Source organism: Streptomyces hamibioticus (assembly GCF_047946815.1).
Classification (GTDB): domain Bacteria; phylum Actinomycetota; class Actinomycetes; order Streptomycetales; family Streptomycetaceae; genus Streptomyces.
The window spans coordinates 3,991,992-4,018,503 of the sequence record NZ_JBKKQY010000001.1 but is presented as its reverse complement, the minus strand read 5'-3'; the positions used below and the strand labels follow the sequence as shown (position 1 = coordinate 4,018,503).

The following is a 26,512-nucleotide window of genomic DNA, read 5'->3' as shown; positions in this document are numbered from 1 at the left end:
GGAAGGAGCGAGGTCAGAACATGTCCGGGCACCAAGGCCGCCTGGACGTACGCAGCAGGGCGTCTGCCTTCCGGGCGGCGCCCGCTCGTTCTTCCCGCACCCGGCCCAGCGCCGCCAGCCGCACCGCCGACTCGTCGCCCAGCCACAGCGTCGCCAGCCCGCCCACGTCGAGGAGGAGTTCGGCGCTCTCGGTGGTCGGCGTGCAGGACGCCTCCCCGGTCTCCGCGGCCTCCAGCCGCCACCGCCCGCCGGTCGTCCCGCCCGGGTCGGCCACCTCCAGCACCAGCGACCCCGCGGCCTCGTACGTCCGAGCCTCCAGGGCCCGTACGACGTCCAGGATCCGCACCCACAGCCAGTCCGCCTGCGTGGTGATCCTGGCCGCCCGCGGGTCCGGCAGGAGGTGCGGGAGCAGGTCGTCGGGGGCCCGCCAGCCGCTCTTGACCGTGGTGATCCAGTCGATCGAGCACAGGTAGCGCCACAGGGCCCGGTCGGCGGCCGGCGTCAGCCCGATGAGCCACTTCACGGTCGCCGTGTTCAGCGGCTGCTTGGCGTCGCCCCACTTGTCGTCCGCCGTGTACGCCACCATGCCCTCGACCTCGCCGGCCGCCGTGCGGTACACGGCGTAGAAGGGCTCGGTCCAGTCCTGGTAGTAGCGCAGGTCGCCGGTCTGGTAGCGCCACCACAGCTCCGGCTTGGTGACGGCGCCCGGCTGGGCCCGGCGCAGCCGCTCGTGCAGCTCGGGGCCGAGCTTGCGCACCTCCTCGCCGTCCACCAGGTCGATCCGGCCGCCGTCCTCCGGGCCCGCCCAGCGCGGGTCGAGACCGGCGCGCGGCACGTCGACCGTCCACTCGGTCATCGTGGTGGCCGGGCCGAAGCCGTAGCGTCCGTAGATCGGGTACTCGGCGGCGATCAGCGTCGCGAGGACGTCGCCGCGCTCCTTGGCCGCCGTCAGGTCCTGCTCCATCATGCGGCTGAGCAGCCGGCGGCGGCGGTGGGTCGGGCTGACGGTGACGTTGGAGACGGCGTCGGCGGGGAGGAGAGCGCCGCCGACGGCGGTGATCTCCTGGGCGAAGGAACGGAAGGTCGCCACGCAGCGGTCGCCGTCGAAGGCGCCGAGCAGACGCCCCGGGACGAACTGCCGGCTGCGGTCCCGCAGTACCTCCTCGGGCGTGGTGGGCTGCATCAGGAACCCGGTGTTCAGAGCGCGGTTCCAGTCGGCGAACTCCGACTCGGTGATGGGACGTACGTCGATGTCGGCAGGGCGGGTCATGGCATCACGTTAGGCTCCGGGCGGCGACGCCGTCGCGCGGATTTCCGCCCGCCCGGCCCGCACACGCCGTCACCTCACCGAGCGCGGCGGGAGTGGTACGGCGGGCGCGGACACCGGCGGTGGCCTTCCGGCGGCGGTCCCGCCCGGCGGGCGGCCCGGGGTCACCGGGCCCGCGCGTCACACGAGCAGGTCGTCGACTTGCGCCTCCCCCTCGCGGTACCGGCGAGCGATCTCGGCACTGCAGCCGTCGGCCGTGCGCTGCAGCCGCTGGCGGCGCCGGGACACCTGCTGCTCGTAACGCACCAGCCGCCCCATGGCCGCGGTCAGCTCCGGCTCGGTGCGCGCCGTCAGGTCCGACAGCTCCACCTCGCCGAGCATCTCGTCGGCCAGCCGCCGGTACTCCTCGCCGTGCGGCGTGCCCAGTGTCACGTGTCGGGCGGAGGAGCGGTGCCGGGCCGGGCCGTCGGTGAGGATCTCCGACAGCCGCTCGACCACGGACATCTCCACGACCCCCAGGAGGGCGCCCGGACAGCGCCGGGCCAGCTCCGCCCGGAGGATGTCGATCCGCCCTTGCAGCAACCGCCGTACGTAGCTGAGATCGGCCTCCTCCTGCTGGGCCTCCCGGCGCAGCGTGCGCAGTTCGGGCAGGCTCAGCCCAGTCAGTTCCCGCCCCGGTTCCACGGGCAGCTCAGGGCTGTCCGTGCGCTGCACGGGCGGCCTGATCGCCTCCCGGCCGACCGCGTACGTCAACGCGACGACTCCGGGCGGCTGCCCGGTACTCGGTGTGCTCATGTGCCTCTACCGTCCCCTCGACCGGCGTCTGGAAGCATCGTGCCACCACAGGTGGCCGCTATGTGACCGAGTGCCCCCGATCGGCCCCAGATGGGGGGTTAGGGAGCGAAAAGAAACCCCGTACGGGGTCGTATGACGGCGCCCGGGGGGCGCACGGCATCATGGCCGTATGCGTGCAGTGGTACAGAGGGTGGACGGTGCGAGCGTCGTCGTGGAGGACGAAGGCGCGGACCGCGGGTCCTCGGTCGAGGGTGGCGGCGGGAGACGGGCGGGCGAGACGGTCGGCGCCATCGAGGGCGAGGGGCTGTGCGTCCTGGTCGGTGTCACCCATGACGACACCAAGGAGAAGGCGGCCCGGCTGGCCCGCAAGCTCTGGTCGCTGCGCGTGCTGCACGACGAGAAGTCGTGCAGCGACATCGACGCACCACTGCTGGTGATCAGCCAGTTCACGCTGTACGGCGACGCCCGCAAGGGCCGGCGCCCCACCTGGAGCGCCGCGGCCCCCGGCGACGTGGCCGAGCCGCTGGTGGACGAGGTGGTGGCGCAGCTGCGCGCGCTGGGCGCGACGGTGGCGACGGGCCGGTTCGGCGCCCGGATGCGGGTGGGCCTGACCAACGACGGCCCGTTCACCGTCCTGCTGGAGGTCTAGGAGCCGGCGCCTAGGGCTCGACGACGGTCTCCTGGGCGGCGGCCGTGTCCCCGGCCAGCAGCCGCGCGTCCACCGGTACGTTCCGCTTCACCAGGGCGAGGGCGACCGGGCCCAGCTCGTGGTGGCGCACGGACGTGGTGACCGCACCGACCTTGCGCCCGTCGGGCCCGTCGTCCGCGAGGCGCAGCTCCGTCCCCGGCGCCGGCAGGTGGACCTCGCTGCCGTCCAGGTGCAGGAAGACCAGCCGGCGCGGCGGCTTGCCCAGGTTGTGCACCCGGGCCACGGTCTCCTGGCCGCGGTAGCAGCCCTTCTGGAGGTGGACGGCGGTGTCGATCCAGCCCAGCTCGTGCGGGATGGTGCGGTGGTCGGTCTCGAAGCCGAGCCGGGGCCGGTGCTGCTCGACGCGCAGCGCCTCGTACGCCAGCAGCCCGGCCGGCGGCCCGGCCTGCGCGGCGTAGGTCTCCAGCTCGGCGCGGGGCAGGAAGAGGTCGCGCCCGAACGGTGTCTCCCGTACGACGACGCCCTCGGGGGCCTCGGCGATCGAACCGGCGGGCAGGTGGACGACCGCGGTGTCGGCGGTGCGGTCGGCGACCTCGACCCGGTAGAAGAACTTCATCGACTCCAGGTACGCGATCAGCGCCTCCTGGGTCCCGGGTTCGACGTGGGCCCAGACGGTCGCGCCGTCGTCGACCAGGTACAGCGCGTGCTCGATGTGGCCGTTGGCGGAGAGGATCAGTGCCTCGGTGGCCCGGCCGGCCGGAAGTTCGCTGACGTGCTGGGTGAGCAGCAGGTGCAGCCAGCTCAGCCGGTCCGAGCCGGTGACCGTGACGACGCCTCGGTGGGAGAGGTCGACGAATCCGGTGCCGTCGGCGAGGGCGCGCTGCTCGCGGAACAGATCGCCGTAGTGGGCGGCGACGCCTTCGTCCACGCCCTCGGCGGGGACGGCGCCGGGCAGGGACAGCAGGGGGCTCTTCATACGCCTAGCCTACGTCTCGGTAGTTGCACCCTTCAGGGAACAGTCCTGGCACCGGCCGAAGATCGCGAAGTGCTTCAGGTCCGTGTCGAACCCGAACTCCTCGCGAAGCTTGGCGGTGAACTCGGCGGCCACCGCCAGATCGGCCTCGATCACGTTGGTGCAGTCGCGGCAGACCAGGTGGATGTGGTGGTGCCGGTCGGCCAGGTGGTACGTGGGCGCGCCGTGCCCGAGGTGGGCGTGGCTGACCAGCCCCAGCTCCTCCAGCAGCTCCAGGGTGCGGTAGACGGTGGAGATGTTGACGCCCGACGCCGTCTTCCGCACCTCGCCGAGGATGTCGTCGGGAGTCGCGTGCTCCAGGGTGTCCACGGCTTCGAGCACCAGCTGCCGCTGCGGGGTCAGCCGGTAGCCACGCTGTCTGAGGTCGCTCTTCCAGTCGGTGCTCGCCACACGCCAAGTCTAGGCCGGGTGGGCAAGCGGCCTACTTGAAGAAGGCGATCCCGTCGTCCGGCAGGTCGTCCGGGAGGGCCTTGGCCCAGCGCTCGACGTCCTCCGGCGTGACGACCTTCTTCAGATGGGCGGACATGTAGGGACGCAGCTCGACCTCGGGGGTCTGCTTCTCGCCGACCCACATCAGGTCGCTCTTGACGTAGCCGTACAGCCGCTTGCCGCCGGTGTACGGGCGGGAGTCGGCCGTGCGGGCCACCGCGTCCGTCACCAGGTCGATCTGCGGCTTCTGGTCGGCCATCTCGCCGTACCAGATCTCGATGACGCCGTCGTCGCGGGTCATCGTCACCTCGACCTTGCGGTGGGCGTCGATGCGCCAGAAGCCGTGCTCGGTCTCCAGCGGGCGCACCTTGTTGCCGTCCTTGTCGAGCACCCAGGTGTGGGAGTGGTACTCGAGGAAGTCCCGGCCGTCGTGGGTGAAGGTGACCTCCTGCCCGAAGTTGCACTTCTCGGCGCCGGGGAAGTCGTGCACGCCCGCGCCCGCCCAGTCGCCGAGCAGGAAGGCGAGCGGGACGAGGTCCTTGTGGAGGTCGGACGGGATCTCGATCATGAGCGGCTCAGCGTTTCGTACGTCGGTGCGGTCGGGCGGTTCAGCGCTGGCCCTGGTACAGCTTCTTCACGGCCAGCCCGGTGAAGGCGAGGACGCCGACGCAGACCAGGACCAGCAGGGCTTCGAAGAAGACGATCACGGGATGCTCCTTGAGCGGGCGGATGTGTGCACAGGGCCGGGCCCCAGCTTACGCGGCCGGGACCCGGCGCTCCCCGTGAGGTGGGCCCCACGGGGTCAGCCGATCAGCTGGCTCTGCAGAACCACCGTCTGCTGGAAGGGCACGGGGTGCGCCGTGCCCTTGCGGGACTGCAGGATCACCGCCAGGACGTCACCGGCGGCCAGGTAGCCCTGCCGGTCGTGCTCAGCGCCGTACGGCTCGGACTCGTCGTACACCGTGCGCTGGACGCCGGGCACGGTGGCGGCGGCCGGGAAGTCCTCGTCGGGCACGGGGTTCTCCGCGCCGCGCACGGTGTACAGGGGCACCCGATAGGGGAGCACCTCGTTGACGAACCGCCCTTCCACCATCGCCCCGGTATTGAAGCGGAGGAGGTAGATCCGGGTCCGTGTGCCGTCCTCCGCCGTCCAGCCGCGGGCCGCGATGTGCCGCAGTCCGCCGTCGACGAGCCGCTGCCGGAAGTCGTCCCGCTCCTCCGGATCGGCGTACTCCTTCAGGAAGACGTCCGTGGCCAGCCATCCGTCCGAGCCGCGCAGGGCCTTGTCCTCCGTCGCCCCCTCCGGGGCGGGCAGCACCAGGGCGCGCAGGTCGGCGTGGTGGGTGCCGGCCGGGTTGGACTCGGCGTGCGGGCCGGGACTGCCGGACGGCAGCGGCGGTTTCGCCAGACGCGGGTACTCCCACCGCCCGTCGGAGGCGGTCGCGAGCCCCGGCACGTCCGTCCGCTCCATCCGGGTGATGCCGTACGCCGTCCCGGCCCCGGCCGCCGCGAAGGCCACGACGGCCGCGGACCAGCGCAGGGCGGCGCGCAGCGCCCGGCGGTCCTTGCGCACCGGCTGCGGCGCCTCGGCGGGAACCGGCGGCGGCTCCGCGGGCGGGGCGGGCACGACGGTCTCCTGCTCGGTCATACGGCCACCCCCGGTGCGTCGATGCGGTCGAGCTGCCGGCTCAGGAGGCCGGCCACGCCCTTGGTGTCGAGCGGTTTCGCACCCTCGGCGACGAGGGTCACCAGCACGTCGCCGACGGAGGCGGAGCAGAACATCGCGTCGAGGTCCCGGTCGGCGCTCTTCGGCGGCAGGAAGCAGGCGGCGTCCTCGTGGCCCTTGATCTCCGGGCCCTTGCGGAAGACCTTCAGGGAGCCGAAGAAGTCGCGCCGGAACTCGTCCTGGTTCCGTACGGCCGACCGGTTGTCCATCCGGGTGAGCAGGACGCTGACCGTGTAGATCGTCTCCTCCTGGTACACACTGGCCGATCCGCTGACGTAGCTGCGCATCGCCATGCCCCTGACCCGCAGCCGGTCGATCTCCTTCTCCATCCGTCTGCGCTCGGAGCGCGGCAGACCGCGCAACGCCTCCTTGTGCAGCGCCGTGGCCCTGGCGCCGCTGAGCCGCGCGTCCGACCCGTACTCGCCGAGGTCGGGCCCCGGCAGCCAGCCGTCGGTGCCGTACGGCACCAGGGCGCCCGCGAGCCCCTCGGCGCTGGACGGTTTCTCCTCCTCGGCCGCCTTGGGGAACGTCCACACCGGTGCGCCCGCGTCACGGTCGGCGCCGCTCACGACCACGGCCGTGCCGGCCACACCGGCGACCACGGCACCGGCCAGCAGCAGCGAACCGGCGACGGCGACGACCCGGCGACGGCGCCGGGGCTCCGCGGCGGGATCCGGGGCGGTCTCCGGGGCAGGCGCGGGGGCGTTCTCGCCGGGGCCCGCCGCGGTGGGGGCCGCGTCGGGCTCGGGCGGTGCGTCCTGCGCGAGCGGTGCGTCCGGCTGCTTCTCCGTACCGGTCACAACCGCTCCATCTGCCGTTCGGCCAAGTCCATGATCACGTTCTTGGGTACCGGCTTTCCGCCGTACACCCAGACCTCCATCGCGATGTCCCCGCGCCAGGCGTGGGCCCGCGCCCCGTACACCGGGACGCCGTACTCGGTCTCGGGCTCGTCGTACACGTACGCCCTGCCGTCCCCGGTGCCGGGGATCGGCCAGCTGTCGGAGTCCCCCTGCTCCTCCGCCCAGTAGCGGCCGTCGTCGACGGCATCGGCGGCCGCCACGAACTCCGTCTGGCGGAACTGGATCAGCCGGATCTCCACGGTGTGGTCCTCACCGGTCACCCAGCCGGTCACCGCCGCCCGGCGGAACTCCTTGTCGACGAGGTCGCCGAAGGCCCAGCGCGGGTCGCCGAACCTGTCGGCGTACGCGGCCAGGTCCAGCCATCCGTCGGCGCCCTCCAGCCACCCGGCCTCCTCGGCGGCACGCGGCTTCTTCAGCAGAAGCCTGCGCAGGTCGCCGTCGGTGCGCACCTTGCGGTCCCGCGCGGCGGACAGCGGCTCGGGGGCCGGTCCCCCGGCCCGCTCCAGCACGGGCTGGGACAGCGGGGGCAGCTTCGTCGGCGCCCGGCCGGCCTGCACCAGGTATCCGGTGCAGGTGCCGGCCACCAGGCCGAGCACGGTGGCGGTGCCGATCAGCAGCGCCGTGCGCCCGCGCCGTCGCGGCGGACCTCCTTCGGGAGCGGTTGCGGTTCTCTCCGGTTCGTCCAAGACATCCCCCCACCTGATGTGAAGTGCACATTCCGTTCTGCGTGCGCCCAGGTGACCCATGGCCAGGGCGAGGGGTTGCAAAGGAGGTGATTACGATTCGGCCATGGCGAAGAAGCTGGTGATCAAGGTGACCGCGGGGGCCGACGCCCCCGAGCGCTGCTCTCAGGCGTTCACGGTGGCGGCGGTGGCCGTGGCCAGCGGGGTCGACGTGTCCGTGTGGCTGACCGGCGAGTCCGCCTGGTTCGCCCTGCCGGGCCGGGCCGCCGAGTTCGAGCTCCCGCACGCGGCACCGCTGCCCGACCTGATCGACTCCCTGCTGAGCGGCGGCCGGCTGACGCTGTGCACCCAGTGCGCGGCCCGCCGGGAGATCACGGAGAAGGACGTCATCGAGGGCGTCCGGATCGCGGGCGCGCAGGTCTTCGTGCAGGAGGCGCTGGCCGAGGACACCCAGGCGCTCGTCTACTGACGGCGCTCGTCCGCCGGCGCCCGGCACTCACCGGGGGCGCTTCTTGCCGTCCAGCTCGTCCCACCACTCGTCGGACTGGGGGTCGCCGGAGGGGTCGTCCCACCAGCGGTCGTCGGGACCGCGCCGGTTGGCGACCACGGCGGCCAGCGGCGGGATGACCATGGCGACCACGCACATGCCGACGGCCACCGGGACGGACCACAGGCGTACGACGCCCCAGGCCAGGACGAAGAGCGCGATGCAGGTACCCATCAGGGCGAAGTACCGGCGACGTCGCCGTGCGTACATGGTTCCAGCGTAGAACCGGGCCGGCGCCCCCGCGCACGGCGAAGGGGCCGCACCCAGGCGTCCAACCCGTGGGTGCGGCCCCTCGGCCGTCGGGGCGTGCCGTCAGACGGCGATCGCGACCTCCGCCAGACCGCCCTTCTGGGCGACGACCTTGCGGTCGGCGGTGGCGCCCGGGACCAGGGCCCGGACGGTCCAGGTGCCCTCGGCCGCGTAGAAGCGGAACTGACCGGTCGCGGAGGTGGGCACCTCCGCCGTGAACTCGCCGGTCGAGTCCAGCAGCCGGACGTAGCCGGTCACCGGCTCGCCGTCACGGGTCACCTGACCCTGGATCGTGGTCTCACCGGGCTTGATCGTCGAGGCGTCCGGGCCACCGGCCTTCGCACCGCACATGTCGTACTCCTGAGGGGTTGGGGAACGGTCGGTCGGGCTACTTGCCGGCGCCGAGCTCGATCGGCACGCCGACGAGGGAGCCGTACTCGGTCCAGGAGCCGTCGTAGTTCTTGACGTTCTCCACGCCCAGCAGCTCGTGCAGCACGAACCAGGTCAGGGCCGAGCGCTCACCGATGCGGCAGTAGGCGATCGTGTCCTTGGCGAGGTCGACGCTCTCCTCGGCGTAGAGGGCCTTCAGCTCCTCGTCCGACTTGAACGTGCCGTCGTCGTTGGCGTTCTTCGACCACGGGATGTTGCGGGCGGACGGGACGTGGCCCGGGCGCTGCGACTGCTCCTGCGGCAGGTGGGCGGGGGCGAGCAGCTTGCCGGAGAACTCGTCGGGGGACCGCACGTCGACCAGGTTCTGCGAGCCGATGGCGGAGACCACGTCGTCGCGGAAGGCGCGGATCGAGGTGTCCTGCGGCTTGGCCTTGTAGTCGGTCTTCGGGCGCTCCGGCACCTCGTCGCCCGGCACCAGCTCGCGGGCGTCCAGCTCCCACTTCTTGCGGCCGCCGTCGAGGAGCTTGACGTTCTCGTGGCCGTAGAGCTTGAAGTACCAGTAGGCGTAGGAAGCGAACCAGTTGTTGTTGCCGCCGTACAGGACCACCGTGTGGTCGTTGGCGATGCCCTTCTCCGACAGGAGCTTCTCGAAGCCCTCCTGGTCGACGAAGTCACGGCGGACCGGGTCCTGGAGGTCCTGGGTCCAGTCGATCCTGATGGCGTTCTTGATGTGGTTCTTGTCGTATGCCGAGGTGTCCTCGTCCACCTCGACGATCGCGATGGTCGGGTCGTCGAGGTGCTCCTGCAACCAGTCGGCATCGACCAGGACGTCGCTGCGGCTCATGCTCTTTCTCCTCCGGGGCAGTTGCGGCGGGGCGTGCGAGTGAGAGGGGCGTGCGCGCTCGCGGCTTCGCGAGCCGGCGCACGGATGCCCTTGATCAGGGCGGGGAACCGCGGAAGTCTGCGCTTCCGCTCAGAAAGGACGACAGAGCATGGCGGCAACGCGGCACAGGTCTACTGCCCGCCGCTTTGTGAGATCCGCCTGTCCCCGCGACCGGAGGACGCTCGTCTGACGCTGCATGCCGTCGATCGTAGGGACGGATGGGTGGGCGTGTCACCGGCGTGTCGTATGGTGAGACGCGATCGTCCGCATAGCGGGATGACTGAAGGGCTGGGGCGGCGCCGGACGGCCCCGCGACCGCCGCGTTCGTCCTCACATCTGCGGTGCGGACGGCGGTGTCTCGCCAGGCGGACGCCGGCCCGCACGGAACGAGTCCCGGCCGGCTACGGCCGGGCTACGGACCGGACAATGGACCGGGCAGCGGCCGGGCCTTGGCCGAGGGGCGTCCTACCCGGCCAGCCGTACGTTCGAACCCTTCACCGTGATCTCCACGCCGTCCTTCGCCGCCTGGACCTTGTCGAGCCGGATGCCGCCGGGCAGCTCGTCGATGGTCTGCTGGAAGTCGGTGATCTGCCGGACCCGGGACTCGGCCAGCTCCACGCCGCCGATCGCCGGCAGGGCGTCGGCCTCCACCTCGACCTGGTTGTTCTTCACCGTGACCGAGCTGAGGACGGGCACCGGCTCGGGCAGCTCGGCGCCGAACACGGTCGCCTCCACCTCGACCTTGATCTTGCCGTTGCCGCCGTCGGAGAGGCCGACGACCCGGGCCGTGATACCGGGTGCGACCTGGGTCGGCTCGGACTTCGCGGTCCTCAGCAGCTCGTCGTAGGCGATGGTCGCGGTGCCGGTGGCGGTGGCCGCGGTGGCGGAGCTGCGGTCGCCGGAGAACTCGACGCCCTTCAGGTTCGCCTTCAGGTCGGCGATGCGGATCTTCTCGGAGCCGTCGCCCGTGGCCGCCTCGTAGTCCTCGATGCGCACGTCGACGTCGTCCAGCTCACCGCCGGCGAGCTGGGTGAGGAAGGGGAAGCCGTTGATCGACACGTCCGGGGTGGTGGCCAGGTTCTCCTCGGCCTTGAGCCTGTCCGCCGCCTCCCCCTCCGCGAAGTTCACCGCCAGCCGGTCCGCGGCCACGAAGAGTCCGCCCAGGATCACGACGACGATCAGCAGTGTTCGCAGTGCGCGCATCTTTCCCCACCTCGGCGGACTCCATGGTCTCGGGCCACGGTAACCCTGCCCCGAAATCCGCCCGGGAAATTGTCGATCACCTGTGACAGGCGGTGCGGCACCGGTGGCGACGGGGCGGCGCGGCACCGGTGGTACCCCGGCGGGGCGGCGCCCGGCGGTTCAGCCCAGCGCCCGTCCCAGCACCCACACCGCCGGGGCCGCGGCGCTGAGCGGCAGCGCGACACCCGCGGTGAAGTGGACGAACCGGGAGGGGTAGTCGTAGCTCGCGACCCGGTGGCCGATCAGGGCGCCCACCGCGGCGCCCGCGCCCAGCAGCGCGCCCTGCGCCCCGACGTCCGTCAGCGCGCCCGTCGCGATGCCCGCGCCGGCCGCGGCGAGCAGCGCGACGACCACCGAAGCGGGCGTGGGCAGCGGCAGCGCACGGGCCACCACGGCGACCGCCACGGCCACCGCGCCGACGGTGACCGCCTCGGTCCCGGCCGCGAGGTAGCCGCCCGCGACGATCGCCAGCGCCGCCGCGGCGACGGTCGCCATCAGGCCGTACATCCGCTCGTCTGGGTCGGCGTGCGAGCGCAGTTGCAGCACCAGGGCGAGCAGCACCCAGACCCCGAGCGCGCCGAGGATCGCCGCCGGGGAGCGGTCCGACACCAGCAGCGCGGCGTCGGCGGCGAGGGCGCCCAGGAAGCCCAGCGCGATGCCCTGGCGGGCCGGCCACATGCCGTTCAGCCGGAACCAGCCGGCCGCGGTGACGGCCTGCAGGACGACGAGCGGGAGAAGCAGGGCGTACGTCCCGACGGCCGCGGCACCGGCCAGCAGCAGTCCCAGCAGCGCGGTGAGCGCGGCCGGCTGCATCCCCGGCTCGATGACCGGCGACCGGCCCTCGGCCCGGGCCCGCTGCGCATCGGTGATCCGGGCGTTGCCGGCCAAGGTGGCGGGGCCGTATCCGGGGGCCGGGGAGGCGGGGGCGGAGGGCTCGGAGGCTGCGGGGGCTGCCGGGGCGGAGGGCTCGTACGGGGGCTGGGGCTGGGGCTGCGGGTTGTGGGACTGCGGCTGGGGGTGGCCGTAGGGCTCGGACCGGGTCTGGGCGTACGGCTGCGGCTGGGGGTGGCCGTAGCCCTGGACCTGGTCCTGGAACCGGGCGTGGTCCTGGAACTCGGCCTGGTGCTGGAATTCGGCCTGGTTCTGGGCCTGGTGCTGGAACTGGACCTGGTGCTGGTGCGTCTGTGGCGGCAGGTACGCCGTCTCCTCCGTGGAGACCGGCGGCTGCACGTTCGTCTCCCAGGTCTGCCCCTGCCACTGCTGCGTGTACTGCTGGGCGGCGTGCGGGTCGTCGTACCCCTGCTGCCCGGGCCAGCCGGCCTGGTCATGGGCCCCGGAGCCCTCGTACGGCTGGTCGTACGGCTGATTCGTCATCGGTCACCCTCCTGCGAACGGCGGGAGCACCTCGACCGTGCCGCCGTCGGCCAGCCGTACCGTCTCATGCCCGCGGGTGCCCACGGGGTCGCCGTCGACGAGGAACGAGCAGCGCAGCAGCACGCGCGACAGTTCGCCGGGGTGCCGCTCGCGCACCGCGTCGAGCGCCTCGGCGAGCGTGGCCGCCTCGTACGGCTCCTCGGCCGTCCCGGCCGCGGCCTTCGCGGCGGCCCAGTAGCGCACCGTGACCTTTGCCATCTGGTTCCTCGATTGCTGGGGAATCTGTTGACCGTGAACACCGTCAGGCTAGCCAACCCGCGCCAGCGCCCAGTCCCCGATCCGGCGCAGCAGCTCCTCGCCGGCCGCGTGCTCGGCGTGGCCCATGCCGGGTTCCAGCCAGAGTTCGCCGTGGTCCCCGGCGGCCTCCGCCAGCATGCGCGGGTGGTCGACGGGGAAGTAGCCGTCGCTGTCGCCGTGCACGACCAGGAGGGGCGTCGGCGCGATCCGCGGCACCGCCTCCACCGGCGACAGCGGCACCGGGTCCCACTCCCGGTGGTGGATACGGGTGCGGAAGCCGTAGCGGCCAACGACGCGGCCCGCGGGCCGGGTGACCAGCCAGTGCAGCCGGCGCATCGGGGCCGTGCCCCGGTAGTACCAGCGGGCGGGCGCGCTCACCGACACCACCGCGTCCGGACGCGCCACGTCGTCCGCCCCGTACAGCGCGGCGTGCCGCAACACCACCGAGCCGCCCATGGAGAAGCCGACGGTCGCCACGCGCGCGTGCCCGAGGGCGCGGGCCCAGCCGACCGCCGCCGCCAGGTCGAGCACCTCACGGTCGCCGACCGTCGACCGGCCGCCGGACGCGCCGTGGCCGCGGAAGGAGAAGCTGACGACCGCCCCGCGGCGCGCGAGGGCCGCCGCGATCCGGCGGACGTGCGGACGGTCGACGTCACCGGTGAAGCCGTGCGCCAGGACGAACGCCAGGCCGCCGGCGGGTGCCGCCGAGGAGTCGGCGTCCGGCACACCGGACACACCGGACAGGCCGCACACTCCGGGGTCGTGGACCGCGTCGATCCGCACCCCGTCGGCCGTGCGCAGAAACGTCCGTGCCGGCGGGCGCGGGACCACCCGTCCGGGCGTCTCGGAATGCGGACGATGCGTGGAACGCGCCACATGACCTGCCCGACCGTCGCTCATGTCGGCTATTCTGCTGGGCAGAGGACTCGGGCAGCGTAGCCCCCGGGTCCTTTTGTGCTTTCGGGAGGTTGTATACGACGCGGGAAACCGCGGGTGTACGGGCCGTCTGACGCATAGCGGGACCCGGGGCGCGGGGCCCGCACACGTACGAAGCAGTGCCGCATACGTCCTCGAGGGACCGAGGAGGAACCAAGACGTTATGGGCGAGCGAACCGTGCACAAACGTATGACGACCCAGGCAGGTGGGGCGCGATGAGTTCTCTGCTGCTCCTGACCAATGCTCTCCAGCCGTCGACGGAGGTGCTTCCCGCTCTCGGCCTGCTGCTGCACAACGTGCGGGTGGCACCGGCGGAGGGCCCCGCCCTGGTGGACACCCCCGGCGCCGACGTCATCCTCGTCGACGGCCGGCGGGACCTCCCGCAGGTGCGCAGCCTGTGCCAGCTGCTGCGCTCCACCGGCCCCGGCTGCCCGCTCGTCCTGGTGGTCACCGAGGGCGGCCTCGCCGCCGTCACCGCCGACTGGGGCATCGACGACGTGCTCCTCGACACCGCCGGCCCCGCCGAGGTCGAGGCCCGGCTGCGGCTGGCCATGGGCCGCCAGCAGATCGTCAGCGACGACTCCCCCATGGAGATCCGCAACGGCGATCTGTCGGTCGACGAGGCCACGTACTCCGCCAAGCTCAAGGGGCGGGTGCTGGACCTGACCTTCAAGGAGTTCGAGCTGTTGAAGTACCTCGCGCAGCACCCCGGCCGGGTCTTCACCCGCGCCCAGCTGCTCCAGGAGGTGTGGGGCTACGACTACTTCGGCGGCACCCGGACCGTCGACGTCCACGTACGGCGGCTGCGGGCCAAGCTCGGCCCCGAGCACGAGTCGCTGATCGGCACGGTCCGCAACGTCGGCTACCGCTTCGTGACGCCCGAGAAGCCGGAGAAGCCGGCCCGTGCCGCGGACGAGGCCAAGACCCCGGCCAAGGCCCCGGCCAAGACCGCGCCCAGTACGCCGGCCGCGAGCCCGGCCAGGGCCGACGCCTGAGCCGGGGCCCGGGCCGGGGTCCGGCCGGGGTCCGGGGACGAGTCCTGAGCGTTACCGGAGCGATCGATGGCTGATACGCCCTGCCCAGGGCGTGTCCATCCGCGTAGACTCCGCGCGTGGCCAAGGTGACTCGGGATGATGTGGCACGGCTGGCGGGGACCTCCACCGCCGTCGTCAGTTATGTCATCAACAACGGACCCCGGCCGGTCGCCCCGGCCACGCGCGAGCGTGTCCTCGCCGCGATCAAGGAACTCGGGTACCGGCCCGACCGGGTCGCCCAGGCGATGGCCTCGCGGCGCACCGACCTGATAGGCCTGATCATCCCGGACGCCCGCCAGCCCTTCTTCGGGGAGATGGCCCACGCCGTGGAACAGGCCGCGTCCGAGCGCGGCAAGATGGTGCTGGTCGGCAACACCGACTACGTCGGCGAGCGCGAGGTGCACTACCTGCGCGCGTTCCTGGGGATGCGGGTCTCCGGCATGATCCTGGTCAGCCACGCGCTGAACGACCTGGCCGCCGCCGAGATCGATGCCTGGGACGCCCGGGTCGTCCTGATGCACGAGCGCCCCGAGGCCATCGACGACGTCGCCGTGGTCACCGACGACCTGAACGGCGCCCAGCTCGCCGTACGCCATCTGCTGGAGCACGGCTACGAGTACGTCGCCTGTATGGGCGGCACCGCCGAGACCCCCGCCGTCGGTGACCCGGTCTCCGACCACGTCGAGGGCTGGAAGCGCGCCATGAAGGAGGCCGGGCTGCCCACCGAGGGCCGGCTCTTCGAGGCGCCCTACAACCGCTACGACGCCTACGAGGTGGCGCTGGAGATCCTCTCCGGGCCGCGCCGCCCGCCCGCGGTCTTCTGCTCCACCGACGACCAGGCGATCGGCCTGCTGCGGGCCGCGCGCGAGCTGCGCATCGACGTGCCGGGCGAGCTGGCGGTCGCCGGGTTCGACGACATCAAGGAGGCGGCGCTGGCCGACCCGCCGCTGACGACGGTCGCCTCGGACCGGTCGGCGATGGCCCGGGCGGCCGTCGACCTCGTACTGGACGACGGGCTGCGGGTGTCGGGACCGCACCGGGAGCGCCTGAAGGTGTTCCCGTCCCGGCTGGTGGTACGGCGCTCCTGCGGCTGCCGGTGAACCGCTGCCGGTGAGCTGCCGCCGAACCGCTGCCGGTGAGCTGCGGAACCGCGTAGCGGCGGGGCTGACGGGTCCTCACCGGCGGCGGCCGGACTTTATTTCGGGCATACGAGGTTCTGCCGGGCTTCTCAGGCGACACTCAGAGTGTTCTCATCGTCGCCGCCGATGCTCGTGGACATGACCGAGAGCATCCGCCCCAGCGGCGAGTACGACCACGAGAACGCGTACCGGCCCTCCCACCAGGAGGCCTCCTCTCCGGTGAACCCCGAATGGCCGCCCCCGCCGGCCCAGCCGCCTGCCGCCGCCCCGCCGGCCGCGGCGCCGGCCCCTCGACGGCGCGCCCGCCGCCCGGTCACCCTCCTCGCCGCGGTCGCGATCGTCGCTGCGGCCGTCGGCGGCGGCACCGCGTACGGCATCCAGGAGCTGACCGGCGGCGGCACCGTCGCGTCCGCCCCGGCCGGCACCAACGTGGTGCCCGTCGGCCAGAAGGGCACGGTCGCCGGCGTCGCCAAGGCCGTCAGCCCGAGCATCGTCGAGATCAACGCCACCTCGCGGGCCGGTTCCTCCACCGGCTCCGGCGTGATCATCACCGGTGACGGCGAGATCGTCACCAACAACCACGTCGTCTCCGGCGCCTCCTCGATCAAGGTGAGGACCGACGACGGCAAGCAGTACACCGCCGAGGTCGTGGGCACCGACAGCAGCAAGGACCTGGCACTGATCAAACTGAACGACGCCTCGGGGCTGACCGCGGCGTCACTCGGCGACTCCGACGACGTGCAGGTCGGCCAGCAGGTCGTGGCGATCGGCTCCCCCGAGGGCCTGACCGGCACCGTCACCAGCGGCATCGTCTCCGCCCTGGACCGCGACGTCACGGTCTCCACGGGCGAGGAGCAGCAACAGCAGCAGCGGGGCGGCGACTGGCCGTTCGAGTTCGGCGGCCAGGAGTTCAACGGCGACACCGGCTCCTCCACGACGACGTACAAGGCGATCCAGACGGACGCCTCCCTCAACCCCGGCAACTCCGGCGGCGCGCTGATCGACATGAACGGCAACGTCATCGGCATCAACTCCGCGATGTACTCGTCGGCCGAGTCCTCCGCCACCGCGGGCAGCGTCGGCCTGGGCTTCGCGATCCCGGTCAACACCGTCAAGGCCGACCTGGCGAAGCTGCGGGCGGGTGCGGAGGGCTGAGACCCGGCCGGCGCGGAACGTGCGAGGCTGAAGAACACCAGCCGTACGACCGACTCCACGGACCCGAGGACCGACGACCCATGAACCCCGCAGACGGCGACCGTGACCGTGACACCCAGCGCATCCTGATCGTCGACGACGAGCCGGCGGTACGCGAAGCACTCCAGCGCAGCCTCGCCTTCGAGGGGTACGACACCGAGGTCGCCGTCGACGGCGCCGACGCCCTGGAGAAGGCCGCCGCCTACCGGCCCGACCTGGTCGTCCTGGACATCCAGATGCCCCGCATGGACGGCCTGACCGCCGCCCGGCGCATCCGGACGGGCGGCGACACCACCCCCATCCTGATGCTGACGGCCCGCGACACGGTCGGCGACCGGGTGACCGGCCTCGACGCGGGCGCCGACGACTACCTGGTCAAGCCCTTCGAGCTGGACGAGCTGTTCGCCCGCATCCGCGCACTGCTGCGCCGCAGCTCCTACGCGGCACAGGTGGCGGGCAGCGCCGAGGAGGACGATGCGCTGGTCTTCGCCGACCTGCGGATGGACCTGGCGACGCGGGAGGTGACGCGGGGCGGGCGGCCGGTGGAGCTGACCCGCACCGAGTTCACGCTGCTGGAGATGTTCATGGCCCACCCGCGCCAGGTCCTCACCCGGGAGCAGATCCTGAAGGCGGTGTGGGGCTTCGACTTCGAACCGACGTCCAACTCCCTCGACGTCTACGTGATGTACCTGCGCCGCAAGACCGAGGCGGGTGGCGAGCCCCGCCTGGTGCACACGGTCCGCGGCGTCGGCTACGTCCTGCGGCAGGGCGGCGCGGAGTGATCAGGGTCGTCCGGTGGTTCCGCGCGCTGCCCCTGCGCTCGCGGCTGGCGCTGCTGGTGGCTGCGGCGGTGGCGTTCGCCGTGACGGCCGCCGCCGTGGCGTGCTGGTTCGTGGTGAAGAACCTGCTGGTGAACTCGCTGGACGACGCGCTGCGGGCGAATCGCATGAGCCTGCCGCAGGTCGCGAACTACGTCGACCTGGAAACGGGTCTGTGCAGACGGGAGTCCGCCCCGAACGAGCTGAACCCGTTCGGTTCGAGCGTGCAGCTGCTGGCCAGGCGGGGGCAGAGCTGTCTCATCATCGGCACGGAGAAGGTGACGCTCACCGACGCCGACCGCGCCGTGGCCGCAGGCGACTCCCCCGACGCGCTGCACGACGCCACCGACGACGACGGCACCAAGTACCGCGTCTACACCTACTCCGTGCAGGGGCTGCGGGGCGTCGCGGTGTCCGCCGCGCGGCCGCTGGACGAGGTGGACAGCTCGCTCAACCATCTCGCCCTCCTGCTCGTCTTCGTCGCGGGCGCCGGGGTCGTCGGCGCCGGCGCCGCCGGCCTCTGGGTGGCCCGCGCCGGCCTGCGCCCCGTCGACCGGCTGACCGAGGCGGTGGAGCACGTGGCCCGCACGGAGGACCTGGCGATCCGTATCCCGGTCGACGAGGACAGCGAGGACGAGATCGCCCGTCTCTCCCGCTCCTTCAACTCCATGACCTCGTCCCTGGCCAGCTCCCGCGACCTGCAACAACAACTCATCGCCGACGCCGGCCACGAACTGCGCACCCCCCTCACCTCCCTCCGTACCAACATCGAACTCCTCACCCGCAGCGAGGAGACCGGCCGTCCGATCCCGGAGGCGGACCGGAAGGCGCTCCTCGCCTCCGTCAAGGCGCAGATGACGGAACTGGCCGCGCTGATCGGCGACCTCCAGGAGCTGTCCCGCCCGGACACCGGCCAGCACTCGGGCCGCACCCGCATCCTGGCCTGGCAGGACATCGTCGAGTCGGCCCTGCGCCGCGCCCGGCTGCGCGGCCCGGAGCTGACGATCACGGCGGACGTCCGGGCCTGGTACGTACGCGCGGAGCCCGCCGCCCTGGAGCGGGCGGTGGTCAACATCCTGGACAACGCGGTGAAGTTCAGCCCCGAGGGCGGCACGATCGACGTACGGCTGGCCGACGGCGTCCTCACCGTCCGCGACCACGGCCCCGGCATCCCCGCCGACGAACTCCCCCACGTCTTCGACCGCTTCTGGCGCTCCCCGTCGGCCCGCTCCCTGCCCGGCTCGGGCCTGGGGCTGTCGATCGTGGCCCGGACGGTGCAGCAGTCGGGCGGCGAGGTGACACTGACCCCGGCGGCGGACGGACGCGGCGGGACGGTGGCGACGGTGCGGCTGCCGGGGGCACCGGTGCCGCCGCCGGATGTCGGGGCGGCTGACGGAGGCCGGTGACGGCCGAGCGCCGGACGCCTCGCGACAGCACTGTCAGAGGGTCGCTCTAGGGTCGCCCCATGAGTTCCTCACTGAGCGTCTACCTGCTCGACGTCACCGCGACACGTGCCCTCGTCGGCTCCCGTGACGACCAGTTGCTCGAGGTGATACGCACCAGCTTCGGAGACCAACTGGCCCACGCCGACGACTGCTTCAGCAGCGCGATCGAAGCGGGCGCGCCCACCGCGTACGAGGCTCTGCAGGCGGTCGTCCACGGTGGGCCGTTCAGCGACGACCGGGACCACGCCTTCCAGTACGGCTACGCGTACAAGCGGCTGTGCTCGCTCACCGGCTCGTTCCTGAACAACGACTGCTTCACGCCGCACCGGGGCGACTGGCTGTCGGTCGTCGACGAGGGTCTGCAAGCCCTGGGGATCACCGCCGTGTCCGTCGAGGAGTTCGGTCACGCCGGTCTGCCCGCTCCGCTGCCGTACACCTGCACGCCCGGCTGCGGTGAGTGGACGCCCGAGGCGACAGCCAAGGCGCTGGAGCAGTTCGAGGCCACCAAGCGGGCGGTCGACGCGTCGGGGCAGGCCCCGCCGCTCGAGCCGGAGGTCGTGGACGCCGTCATGCAGTGCCTCGGCTGGATGCGGCACGCAGCCGAGCGCCCCGGCTTCGGTGTCATCGGCTTCCGCTTCTGACCGCCTCCAGCGACCTGCGTTCCGCGTCCGTGAAATGCGGCCCGTCCGGTCGCGGGCGCAGTGGGCCGATCAGGGCCGTGAGCAGGACGCCGGGCCTGACCAGGGAGGCGGGCGCGGCCTTCATGGCCAGGACGTCGGTCAGTGCCGTGGCCGCGTGGAAGGAGCCGGTCGCGGTGCGTCCGCCGGGCGCGCCCATCAGGCTGACGTGCCAGCGGTCGCCCTCGATCGGCAGCAGGCCGCCGGAGTTGCCGGGCCCCGGCAGGCTCGGGTCGGCCTGCACTCCGACCATGGGCCGGTCACGGGTGGGGCTGGGGGCGCGGTAGACGCGGCTGGCGTAGACGAGCCCGGAGTCGATGCGTTTCTCGGCGAGGCCGGTGATGCCCAGCCGGGCCGGCCACCGCGGTGCCCGGGTGGCGCGGCCGGAGGCGTCGACGACCAGGTCGGCCGTCAGGTCGGCCTCCGTACCGTCGGCGGCACGCACCCGCACGCCGGTGACGGCACGCCGGTCACCGAGCAGCCCGACGACCCTGGTGCGGGCGCGCACGCCGACCCGGGGATCCTTGAGCACCTGCTCCCGGACGACGTGGTCGGTGAGGTCACGGCTCGCGGAGACGAGGAAGTGCGTGCCGTGCCGCCGGTACCAGCCTTCCGGCGAGTAGATGACCATGTTGGTGGTCATCGGTATGCGGTGGGCGCCCGCGCCCAGGAGGTGGCCGGCCGCCGCGGGGTCCCCTCCGCCGGGCCGTCGTCGAGGGCGGCGAGTTCGCGGTACGGGTCGCGCGGCTCCTCCACGGGGAAGCCGGGGGCCGGGTCACGTGGCGGCGGGGCCGGTACGCATGGCACGCGTACCGGCCCCGCCCGCACCGCGACCGGCCCCCGGCTGTGCGGCCTACTGCACGACCGTGATCCGGTCCGCCGCCGGCGGCTCGATCGGGTCGGACGCCGACGAGTTGGCCGTCAGGTACTGCTCCAGGGCCGTGAGGTCGTCGGCGCCCACGACGTCATTCGTCCCTTCGCCCAGCGTCGGGAAGCCGTCGCCGCCACCCGCGAGGAAGCTGTTCGTGGCGACGCGGTAGGTGGCCGCGGGGTCGATCGCCGCGCCGTTCAGGCGGATCGAGCCGGTCACCACCCGGTCCGCGCCCGTCTTCGTCAGGTCCAGGGTGTAGGTCAGCCCCTCCGACACCTGGAGCACCTTCGGCGACGCCTCGTTCGCGCCGGTCACCTGCTCCTTGAGCACCTGGATCAGCTGGGCGCCCGTGAAGTCCTGCAGATTGACGGTGTTGGCGAAGGGCTGGACCGTGAAGCCCTCGGCGTACGTCACGACGCCGTCGCCCTCACTCCCCTTGGCCGCGTACGTGAGCGGCGCGCGGATGCCGCCGGGGTTCATCAGGGCCAGGTCGGTCTCCGGGTCCTTCTCCCTGGCGTACGCCAGTTGCGCGTCGGCGATCAGGTCGCCGAGCGGGGACTCGGTGCCGTCCTTGGAGATGTCGGCGGAGATGTAGCCGATCGGGCGGTTGCCGATGGGCGCGGCCAGGGCGTTCCAGTCGGCGATCAGCCGGGTCATGTCCGGCGCCTTCGGGACGTCCCGCGTGACCACGTGGTTCGCCGACTTCACGGCCGTACGGGCGATGTCACCCGTCCAACGGTCGTACGTCAGGGTGGTGTCCGTGTAGAGGCGGCCGAAGGACGCGGCCGAGGTGACCGTGCGCGGCTTGCCGGCCGGGTCGGGGATCGTGCACACGTACGCCGCGTGGGTGTGCCCGGTGACCAGCGCGTCCACCTGCGGCGTGACGTTCTTGGCGATGTCGGCGATCGGACCGGAGATGCCGTCACCGGCGCCCGGGGAGTCGCAGTCGTAGTTGTAGTTGTTCGAGGCCGGGAAGCCGCCCTCGTGGATCAGCGCGACGATCGACTTCACACCACGCCGCTGCAGCTCCTTGGCGTACTTGTTGATCGTCTCGACCTCGTCCTTGAAGGCCAGGCCCTTCACGCCCTCCGCCGAGACGATGTCCGGGGTGCCCTCGAGGGTCACGCCGATGAAGCCGACCTTGACGCCCTTCTGCTTCCACACCCAGTACGGCTTGAGGATGGGCTTGCCGGTCTTCTCGTCGAGGACGTTCGCGGCGAGGTAGGGGAAGTCGGCGCCCTCGAACTCCTTGTCCGTGTAGCAGCCCTCGGTGGGGTGGCAGCCACCCTTCTGCAGGCGGGCCAGTTCCTTGGCGCCCTCGTCGAACTCGTGGTTGCCGACGCTCGTGACATCCAGGTCGAGCTTGTTCAGCGCCTCGATGGTCGGCTCGTCGTGGAAGAGACCGGACAGCAGCGGGGAGGCGCCGACCAGGTCACCGCCGGCCGCCGTGACGGAGTAGCGGTTGCCCTCGCGGGCCTGGCGCAGATGCGTGGCCAGGTACTCGACACCGCCCGCGTCGATCGTCTTCGTCGTGCCGTCGGGCTGGATCTCGGTGACCCGGCCGGAGGAGCCGGCGGGCGGCTCCAGATTGCCGTGCAGGTCGTTGAAGGAGAGCAGCTGGACGTCCTGGTAGCGGCCGGGCCGGTGCTGGTGGCCCTTCCCCTTGTCCTCGCCCGCGCTGGCCGTCGCCGGCAGGGCGGCTGCGGCGAGCGCGCCGGCGGTGACGACACCGGCGGCGACCGCGAGGAGACGACGGCTCGTACGGCCTCTGCGGCGCGGATCGTGCGGCTGTGCTGTGGCTGGCATGCGCCCCCCAGTGGGTCTGCGTCGAGTCGGGCGGCCGAGGAAACGGCCCGCCGGCGCAGCCTAGAGTCAACGCGCGTAGCGCGGTAGAGGTTTCCGGTTACATCCCGGTATCCACGAGCCGTCGGGCCCGGGTTTCGAGGGTTTCCCCGGTGCCGCCACTTTTCCCGGTCCGCCCCTTACCCTCGTACGCATGACCAGCGACGACATCGCACGGCCCGGCCACATCCGCTCGATCGAGACGTACGCCGAACTCACCGCGGAGCAGACCGAGGCCGTCCTCGCCCTGCTCGCCGAGGCCGCCCGGTACGACGGTCAGCAGGCCGTGTCCGAACAAGGCCGGCTGCAACTGCGCGGGGGTGCCCGCGAGGGCGTCGCGCACCTGCTGCTCAGCACCGACGGCGGCGAACTCGTCGGCTACGCCCAGCTGGAGGACACCGACCTGGTGGAGCCGCCGGCCGCCGAACTGGTCGTCCACCCCTCGCACCGCGGGCAGGGACACGGGCGGGCGCTGGGTTCGGCGCTGCTCGCCGCCTCCGGCAAGCGGCTGCGGGTCTGGGCACACGGCGGCCACTCCGCCGCCCGGCACCTCGCCCAGGTCCTCGGCCTGACCCTCTTCCGGGAACTGCGCCAGATGCGGCGGCCGTTGGCGGGCTTCGAGCTGCCCGATCCGGTGCTGCCGGACGGCGTGACCGTACGTACGTTCGCCCCCGGGCAGGACGACGCGGCCTGGCTCGCCGTCAACGCCGCCGCGTTCGCCCACCATCCGGAACAGGGCTCGCTGACCCAGCGGGACCTGGACGACCGCAAGGCCGAGCCGTGGTTCGACCCGGCCGGCTTCTTCCTGGCCGAGCGGGCGGGCGAGCTGATCGGCTTCCACTGGACCAAGGTGCACGCGGGCGAGGGGCTGGGCGAGGTGTACGTCCTCGGCATCCGCCCCGACGTCCAGGGCGGCGGCCTCGGCAAGTCCCTCACCACGATCGGGCTGCGGCACCTGGCGGGGCAGGGACTGCCCACGGCGATGCTGTACGTCGACGCCGACAACAAGGCGGCGGTGTCCGTCTACGAACGACTGGGCTTCACGACCCACGAGACGGACCTGATGTACCGCACGGAGACGTGAGCGGGGGCCGCCCGCACGGAGTGCCGCCGACGATGTCCAGGTGCACGTCGCTGTGGCCGGCAGGGGGCGCCGCGCAGCCCGGCGGGGCTCGCACCGGCAGGCGCCCACGACCAGAAGGCGACGCCTGGCCCGATCCGCCATCCGCAGCCGCCCACGGCGGGAAGGAGCGACCGGCCGGGGCGCTGCCCGCACTCGCCCGCGGCGGGAAGGGGACGTGTCGGGGGGTGTCCGCCCGCAGCGGTTGTCGCGTCAACACGGGCACCCTCTACAACAGACCGATTCCGCGACGTTCCGAGGACGGACACCCCCCGGCGCGGCCCCGAACCACCCACCGGACCCAAGGCGCTACGCGCACCCCCGACCACCCGCAGCGGCGCCGCAGGCATGAGACGCGCACCCCACCCCACCCGCACAGGCGCCGCAGGCATCCCGCCACCAGGCTGCACCCGCCACGCCGCCGCCACCCCGCACCCGCCGCCACGCACCCGGCACCCAGCACCCGGCACGCCGCACCCCGCACCCCGCACCCCGCACCCCGCACCCCGCACCCGCGATCCGCCCCCCGCTATCCCGCACGTCATGTCGCCGTAACCGTCGATTCAGACAAGCTTGCGACGCTCGCCGAATGAAGCCCGTCGTGCCAGAGCCGTCGCCACCCGCGAAGGGGGGCGCGGAAAGCAACGGGGACGCCCGCGCCGCCAGCGCGCTCCCGCCCGCGCTTTCCGACGCGCCCGTCATGCTCGCGGCGCGGAACAATGGGTCCATGAGCCAGTCGAACACCCAGGCAGAGGGCCCGCACACCCAGCTCGCGCGGCAGCCGCAGCACCCCCAGCCATCCGTGGGCTCCATCGCCGCACACCGCCCCCACACGGTCGCGGCCACGGTCTCCGACCTGGAGCCCGACATCGACGCCGACCTCGACGCGTACGAGGAGTCGGAGGAGTCCCAGGCCGGCGGCCCCCAGCTGCCCCAGGGCCGCTTCCTCGACCGCGAACGCAGCTGGCTCGCGTTCAACGAACGCGTCCTCGAACTCGCCGAGGACCCGAACACCCCCCTCCTCGAGCGCGCGAACTTCCTCGCGATCTTCGCCAGCAACCTCGACGAGTTCTTCATGGTCCGCGTCGCCGGCCTCAAGCGTCGCATCGCCACCGGCGTCGCCACCCGCTCCGCCTCCGGCCTCCAGCCCCGCGAGGTGCTGGAGATGATCTGGGCACGCTCCCGCGAGCTCATGGCCCGGCACGCCGCCTGCTTCCACGAGGACGTCGCCCCGGCCCTCGCCGACGAGGGCGTCCACCTGGTCCGCTGGACCGAACTCACGGAAAAGGAGCAGGCCCGCCTGTTCACCCTCTTCCGGCACCAGATCTTCCCCGTCCTCACCCCCCTCGCCGTCGACCCCGCCCACCCCTTCCCCTACATCTCGGGCCTCTCCCTCAACCTCGCGGTCGTCGTCCGCAACCCCGTCACGGGTCACCGCCACTTCGCCCGCGTCAAGGTCCCCCCGCTGCTCTCCCGCTTCCTGGAAGCCTCCCCGGGCCGCTACGTCCCCATCGAGGACGTCATCGCCGCCCACCTGGAAGAGCTGTTCCCCGGCATGGAGGTCCTGGAGCACCACGCCTTCCGCCTCACCCGCAACGAGGACCTGGAAGTGGAGGAAGACGACGCCGAGAACCTCCTCCAGGCCCTCGAGAAGGAACTCATGCGGCGCCGCTTCGGCCCGCCCGTCCGCCTCGAGGTCGAGGAATCGATCGACCGCGAGGTCCTGGACCTCCTCGTCCGCGAGCTGAAGATCAGCGAGGCCGAGGTCTACCCCCTCCCCGGCCCCCTGGACCTCACCGGCCTCTTCCGCATCGCCAGCCTCGACCGGCCCGAGCTGAAGTACCCGAAGTTCGTCGCCGGCACCCACCGCGACCTCGCCGAGGTCGAGTCGGCGTCCCCGCCGGACATCTTCGCCGCCCTCCGCAGCCGGGACGTCCTGCTCCACCACCCGTACGACTCCTTCTCGACCTCCGTGCAGGCCTTCCTGGAGCAGGCGGCGGACGACCCGGACGTCCTGGCGATCAAGCAGACGCTGTACCGGACCTCCGGCGACTCACCCATAGTCAACGCGCTCATCGACGCCGCCGAGGCCGGCAAGCAGGTCCTCGTCCTGGTCGAGATCAAGGCCCGCTTCGACGAGCACGCCAACATCAAGTGGGCCCGCAAGCTGGAGGAGGCCGGCTGCCACGTCGTCTACGGCCTGGTCGGTCTCAAGACGCACTGCAAGCTCTCCCTCGTGGTCCGCCAGGAGGGCGACACCCTGCGCCGCTACAGCCACGTCGGCACCGGCAACTACCACCCGAAGACGGCCCGCCTCTACGAGGACCTGGGCCTGCTCACCGCGGACCCGCAGGTCGGCGCGGACCTCTCGGACCTCTTCAACCGCCTCTCCGGCTACTCCCGCCGCGAGACCTACCGCCGCCTCCTGGTGGCCCCGAAGTCCCTGCGCGACGGCCTGGTCTCCCGTGTCCACAAGGAGGTCCAGCACCATCGCGCCGGACGGCCCGCGTACATACGGATCAAGGTCAACTCGATGGTCGACGAGGCGGTCATCGACGCGTGCTACCGCGCCTCGCAGGCCGGCGTCCCCGTCGACGTCTGGGTGCGCGGCATCTGCGCGCTGCGTCCCGGCGTGGCGGGCCTGTCGGAGAACATCCGGGTCCGCTCCGTCCTCGGCCGCTTCCTCGAGCACTCGCGTGTCTTCGCCTTCGGCAACGGCGGCGAGCCGGAGGTGTGGTTCGGCAGCGCCGACATGATGCACCGCAACCTCGACCGCCGTATCGAGGCCCTGGTCCGGGTCACCGACCCGGCCCACCGGGCGGCCTTGAACCGCCTGCTGGAAACCGGCATGTCCGACAGCACCGCGTCCTGGCACCTCGGCCCGGACGGCGACTGGACCCGGCACGCGACGGACGCGGACGGCCAGCCCCTGCGCAACATCCAGGAGATGCTCATAGACGCCCGGAGGCGCCGGCGTGGCACAGCAGCACCTTGACCCCACGGACCCCATG

Annotated in this window: 28 protein-coding genes; 10 read left to right on the top strand and 18 right to left on the bottom strand. The window is 72.4% G+C overall.

The genetic code is table 11. The features are described from left to right. Window positions 1-13 precede the first annotated feature (13 nt). Together ACLGIH_RS18095 and ACLGIH_RS18090 are read right to left on the bottom strand one after the other, a co-directional pair. Entirely contained in the window at window positions 14-1,270 is a 1,257-nt protein-coding gene (locus ACLGIH_RS18095; RefSeq protein WP_416526276.1) for a GNAT family N-acetyltransferase, read from the bottom strand. A gap of 177 nt (window positions 1,271-1,447) precedes the next feature. After that, the gene (locus ACLGIH_RS18090; RefSeq protein WP_416526275.1) at window positions 1,448-2,062 is read right to left on the bottom strand and encodes an RsiG family protein; all 615 of its coding nucleotides are present in this window, start codon (window positions 2,060-2,062) and stop codon (window positions 1,448-1,450) included. Between the two features lie 169 nt (window positions 2,063-2,231). Between ACLGIH_RS18090 and dtd the strand changes: the two genes are divergently transcribed. After that, window positions 2,232-2,711 carry a D-aminoacyl-tRNA deacylase gene (gene dtd, locus ACLGIH_RS18085; protein WP_416526274.1) on the top strand — a complete coding sequence of 160 codons (480 nt, stop codon included), beginning with the start codon at window positions 2,232-2,234 and terminating at the stop codon, window positions 2,709-2,711. A gap of 10 nt (window positions 2,712-2,721) precedes the next feature. Here dtd and ygfZ read toward each other — a convergent pair whose 3' ends face one another. The 6 genes from ygfZ to ACLGIH_RS18055 all read right to left on the bottom strand — a co-directional run bounded on the left by ygfZ (window position 2,722) and on the right by ACLGIH_RS18055 (window position 7,445). Continuing rightward, window positions 2,722-3,687, bottom strand: a complete 966-nt coding sequence (ygfZ, locus tag ACLGIH_RS18080) for a CAF17-like 4Fe-4S cluster assembly/insertion protein YgfZ (protein WP_416526273.1) — start codon at window positions 3,685-3,687, stop codon at window positions 2,722-2,724. 9 nt (window positions 3,688-3,696) lie between these two features. Then, a complete protein-coding gene (locus ACLGIH_RS18075) occupies window positions 3,697-4,134 on the bottom strand; it encodes a Fur family transcriptional regulator (protein WP_416526272.1) in 438 nt (145 codons plus the stop codon). Window positions 4,135-4,165: 31 nt separating this feature from the next. Beyond that, a complete protein-coding gene (locus ACLGIH_RS18070) occupies window positions 4,166-4,741 on the bottom strand; it encodes a heme-binding beta-barrel domain-containing protein (RefSeq protein ID WP_416526271.1) in 576 nt (191 codons plus the stop codon). A 234-nt stretch (window positions 4,742-4,975) separates the two neighbouring features. Next, window positions 4,976-5,821, bottom strand: coding sequence for a hypothetical protein (locus tag ACLGIH_RS18065; protein WP_416526270.1), 846 nt, complete (start codon window positions 5,819-5,821; stop codon window positions 4,976-4,978). Continuing rightward, window positions 5,818-6,699 (bottom strand): hypothetical protein, encoded by an 882-nt coding sequence (locus tag ACLGIH_RS18060; RefSeq protein ID WP_416526269.1) that lies wholly within the window; start codon window positions 6,697-6,699, stop codon window positions 5,818-5,820. The genes ACLGIH_RS18065 and ACLGIH_RS18060 overlap by 4 nt, the downstream gene beginning before the upstream one ends. Beyond that, a complete protein-coding gene (locus ACLGIH_RS18055) occupies window positions 6,696-7,445 on the bottom strand; it encodes a hypothetical protein (RefSeq protein ID WP_416526268.1) in 750 nt (249 codons plus the stop codon). The genes ACLGIH_RS18060 and ACLGIH_RS18055 overlap by 4 nt, the downstream gene beginning before the upstream one ends. Window positions 7,446-7,548: 103 nt before the next feature. Between ACLGIH_RS18055 and ACLGIH_RS18050 the strand changes: the two genes are divergently transcribed. Further along, window positions 7,549-7,911, top strand: a complete 363-nt coding sequence (locus tag ACLGIH_RS18050) for a DsrE family protein (protein ID WP_416526267.1) — start codon at window positions 7,549-7,551, stop codon at window positions 7,909-7,911. Window positions 7,912-7,938: 27 nt separating this feature from the next. Here the strand turns inward: ACLGIH_RS18050 and ACLGIH_RS18045 are convergent, their stop codons facing one another. The 8 genes from ACLGIH_RS18045 to ACLGIH_RS18010 all read right to left on the bottom strand — a co-directional run bounded on the left by ACLGIH_RS18045 (window position 7,939) and on the right by ACLGIH_RS18010 (window position 13,324). Further along, the gene (locus tag ACLGIH_RS18045; RefSeq protein ID WP_416526266.1) at window positions 7,939-8,199 is read right to left on the bottom strand and encodes a DUF3099 domain-containing protein; all 261 of its coding nucleotides are present in this window, start codon (window positions 8,197-8,199) and stop codon (window positions 7,939-7,941) included. Between the two features lie 102 nt (window positions 8,200-8,301). Continuing rightward, the gene (locus ACLGIH_RS18040) at window positions 8,302-8,589 is read right to left on the bottom strand and encodes a DUF1416 domain-containing protein (protein WP_416526265.1); all 288 of its coding nucleotides are present in this window, start codon (window positions 8,587-8,589) and stop codon (window positions 8,302-8,304) included. A 37-nt stretch (window positions 8,590-8,626) separates the two neighbouring features. Then, complete coding sequence (locus ACLGIH_RS18035) at window positions 8,627-9,472, bottom strand: sulfurtransferase (RefSeq protein ID WP_416526264.1); 846 nt, start codon at window positions 9,470-9,472, stop codon at window positions 8,627-8,629. Between the two features lie 129 nt (window positions 9,473-9,601). Further along, window positions 9,602-9,709: an Ms5788A family Cys-rich leader peptide gene (locus ACLGIH_RS18030; protein WP_416526263.1), complete on the bottom strand. Its 108-nt coding sequence runs from the start codon at window positions 9,707-9,709 to the stop codon at window positions 9,602-9,604. Between the two features lie 267 nt (window positions 9,710-9,976). Further along, a complete protein-coding gene (locus tag ACLGIH_RS18025; RefSeq protein WP_416526262.1) occupies window positions 9,977-10,714 on the bottom strand; it encodes an LmeA family phospholipid-binding protein in 738 nt (245 codons plus the stop codon). 159 nt (window positions 10,715-10,873) lie between these two features. Further along, a complete protein-coding gene (locus ACLGIH_RS18020) occupies window positions 10,874-12,127 on the bottom strand; it encodes a hypothetical protein (RefSeq protein ID WP_416526261.1) in 1,254 nt (417 codons plus the stop codon). A gap of 3 nt (window positions 12,128-12,130) precedes the next feature. Continuing rightward, the gene (locus ACLGIH_RS18015; RefSeq protein ID WP_416526260.1) at window positions 12,131-12,385 is read right to left on the bottom strand and encodes a MoaD/ThiS family protein; all 255 of its coding nucleotides are present in this window, start codon (window positions 12,383-12,385) and stop codon (window positions 12,131-12,133) included. 48 nt (window positions 12,386-12,433) lie between these two features. After that, window positions 12,434-13,324 (bottom strand): alpha/beta hydrolase, encoded by an 891-nt coding sequence (locus tag ACLGIH_RS18010; protein WP_416526259.1) that lies wholly within the window; start codon window positions 13,322-13,324, stop codon window positions 12,434-12,436. A 252-nt stretch (window positions 13,325-13,576) separates the two neighbouring features. On the opposite strand from ACLGIH_RS18010, the gene ACLGIH_RS18005 reads away from it, so the two are divergent. The 6 genes from ACLGIH_RS18005 to ACLGIH_RS17980 all read left to right on the top strand — a co-directional run bounded on the left by ACLGIH_RS18005 (window position 13,577) and on the right by ACLGIH_RS17980 (window position 19,632). Next, window positions 13,577-14,356 (top strand): winged helix-turn-helix transcriptional regulator, encoded by a 780-nt coding sequence (locus tag ACLGIH_RS18005; RefSeq protein WP_416526258.1) that lies wholly within the window; start codon window positions 13,577-13,579, stop codon window positions 14,354-14,356. A gap of 116 nt (window positions 14,357-14,472) precedes the next feature. Next, entirely contained in the window at window positions 14,473-15,495 is a 1,023-nt protein-coding gene (locus ACLGIH_RS18000) for a LacI family DNA-binding transcriptional regulator (protein ID WP_416526257.1), read from the top strand. 177 nt (window positions 15,496-15,672) lie between these two features. After that, window positions 15,673-16,689 carry a S1C family serine protease gene (locus tag ACLGIH_RS17995; RefSeq protein WP_416526256.1) on the top strand — a complete coding sequence of 339 codons (1,017 nt, stop codon included), beginning with the start codon at window positions 15,673-15,675 and terminating at the stop codon, window positions 16,687-16,689. 80 nt (window positions 16,690-16,769) lie between these two features. Continuing rightward, window positions 16,770-17,510 (top strand): response regulator transcription factor, encoded by a 741-nt coding sequence (locus ACLGIH_RS17990; RefSeq protein ID WP_416526255.1) that lies wholly within the window; start codon window positions 16,770-16,772, stop codon window positions 17,508-17,510. Continuing rightward, window positions 17,507-18,952 (top strand): sensor histidine kinase, encoded by a 1,446-nt coding sequence (locus tag ACLGIH_RS17985; RefSeq protein ID WP_416526254.1) that lies wholly within the window; start codon window positions 17,507-17,509, stop codon window positions 18,950-18,952. The genes ACLGIH_RS17990 and ACLGIH_RS17985 overlap by 4 nt, the downstream gene beginning before the upstream one ends. A gap of 59 nt (window positions 18,953-19,011) precedes the next feature. Continuing rightward, entirely contained in the window at window positions 19,012-19,632 is a 621-nt protein-coding gene (locus ACLGIH_RS17980; protein WP_416526253.1) for a DUF7691 family protein, read from the top strand. Here ACLGIH_RS17980 and ACLGIH_RS17975 read toward each other — a convergent pair. Both ACLGIH_RS17975 and ACLGIH_RS17970 read right to left on the bottom strand, forming a co-directional pair. Further along, entirely contained in the window at window positions 19,613-20,311 is a 699-nt protein-coding gene (locus ACLGIH_RS17975; protein WP_416526252.1) for an NAD(P)/FAD-dependent oxidoreductase, read from the bottom strand. The two genes, ACLGIH_RS17980 and ACLGIH_RS17975, sit on opposite strands and share 20 nt — an antisense overlap. Window positions 20,312-20,521: 210 nt before the next feature. Then, a complete protein-coding gene (locus ACLGIH_RS17970; protein WP_416526251.1) occupies window positions 20,522-22,345 on the bottom strand; it encodes a bifunctional metallophosphatase/5'-nucleotidase in 1,824 nt (607 codons plus the stop codon). 190 nt (window positions 22,346-22,535) lie between these two features. On the opposite strand from ACLGIH_RS17970, the gene mshD reads away from it, so the two are divergent. Together mshD and ACLGIH_RS17960 are read left to right on the top strand one after the other, a co-directional pair. Continuing rightward, complete coding sequence (gene mshD, locus ACLGIH_RS17965) at window positions 22,536-23,465, top strand: mycothiol synthase (RefSeq protein WP_416526250.1); 930 nt, start codon at window positions 22,536-22,538, stop codon at window positions 23,463-23,465. A 625-nt stretch (window positions 23,466-24,090) separates the two neighbouring features. Then, the gene (locus ACLGIH_RS17960; RefSeq protein ID WP_416526249.1) at window positions 24,091-26,496 is read left to right on the top strand and encodes an RNA degradosome polyphosphate kinase; all 2,406 of its coding nucleotides are present in this window, start codon (window positions 24,091-24,093) and stop codon (window positions 26,494-26,496) included. Window positions 26,497-26,512 lie beyond the last annotated feature (16 nt).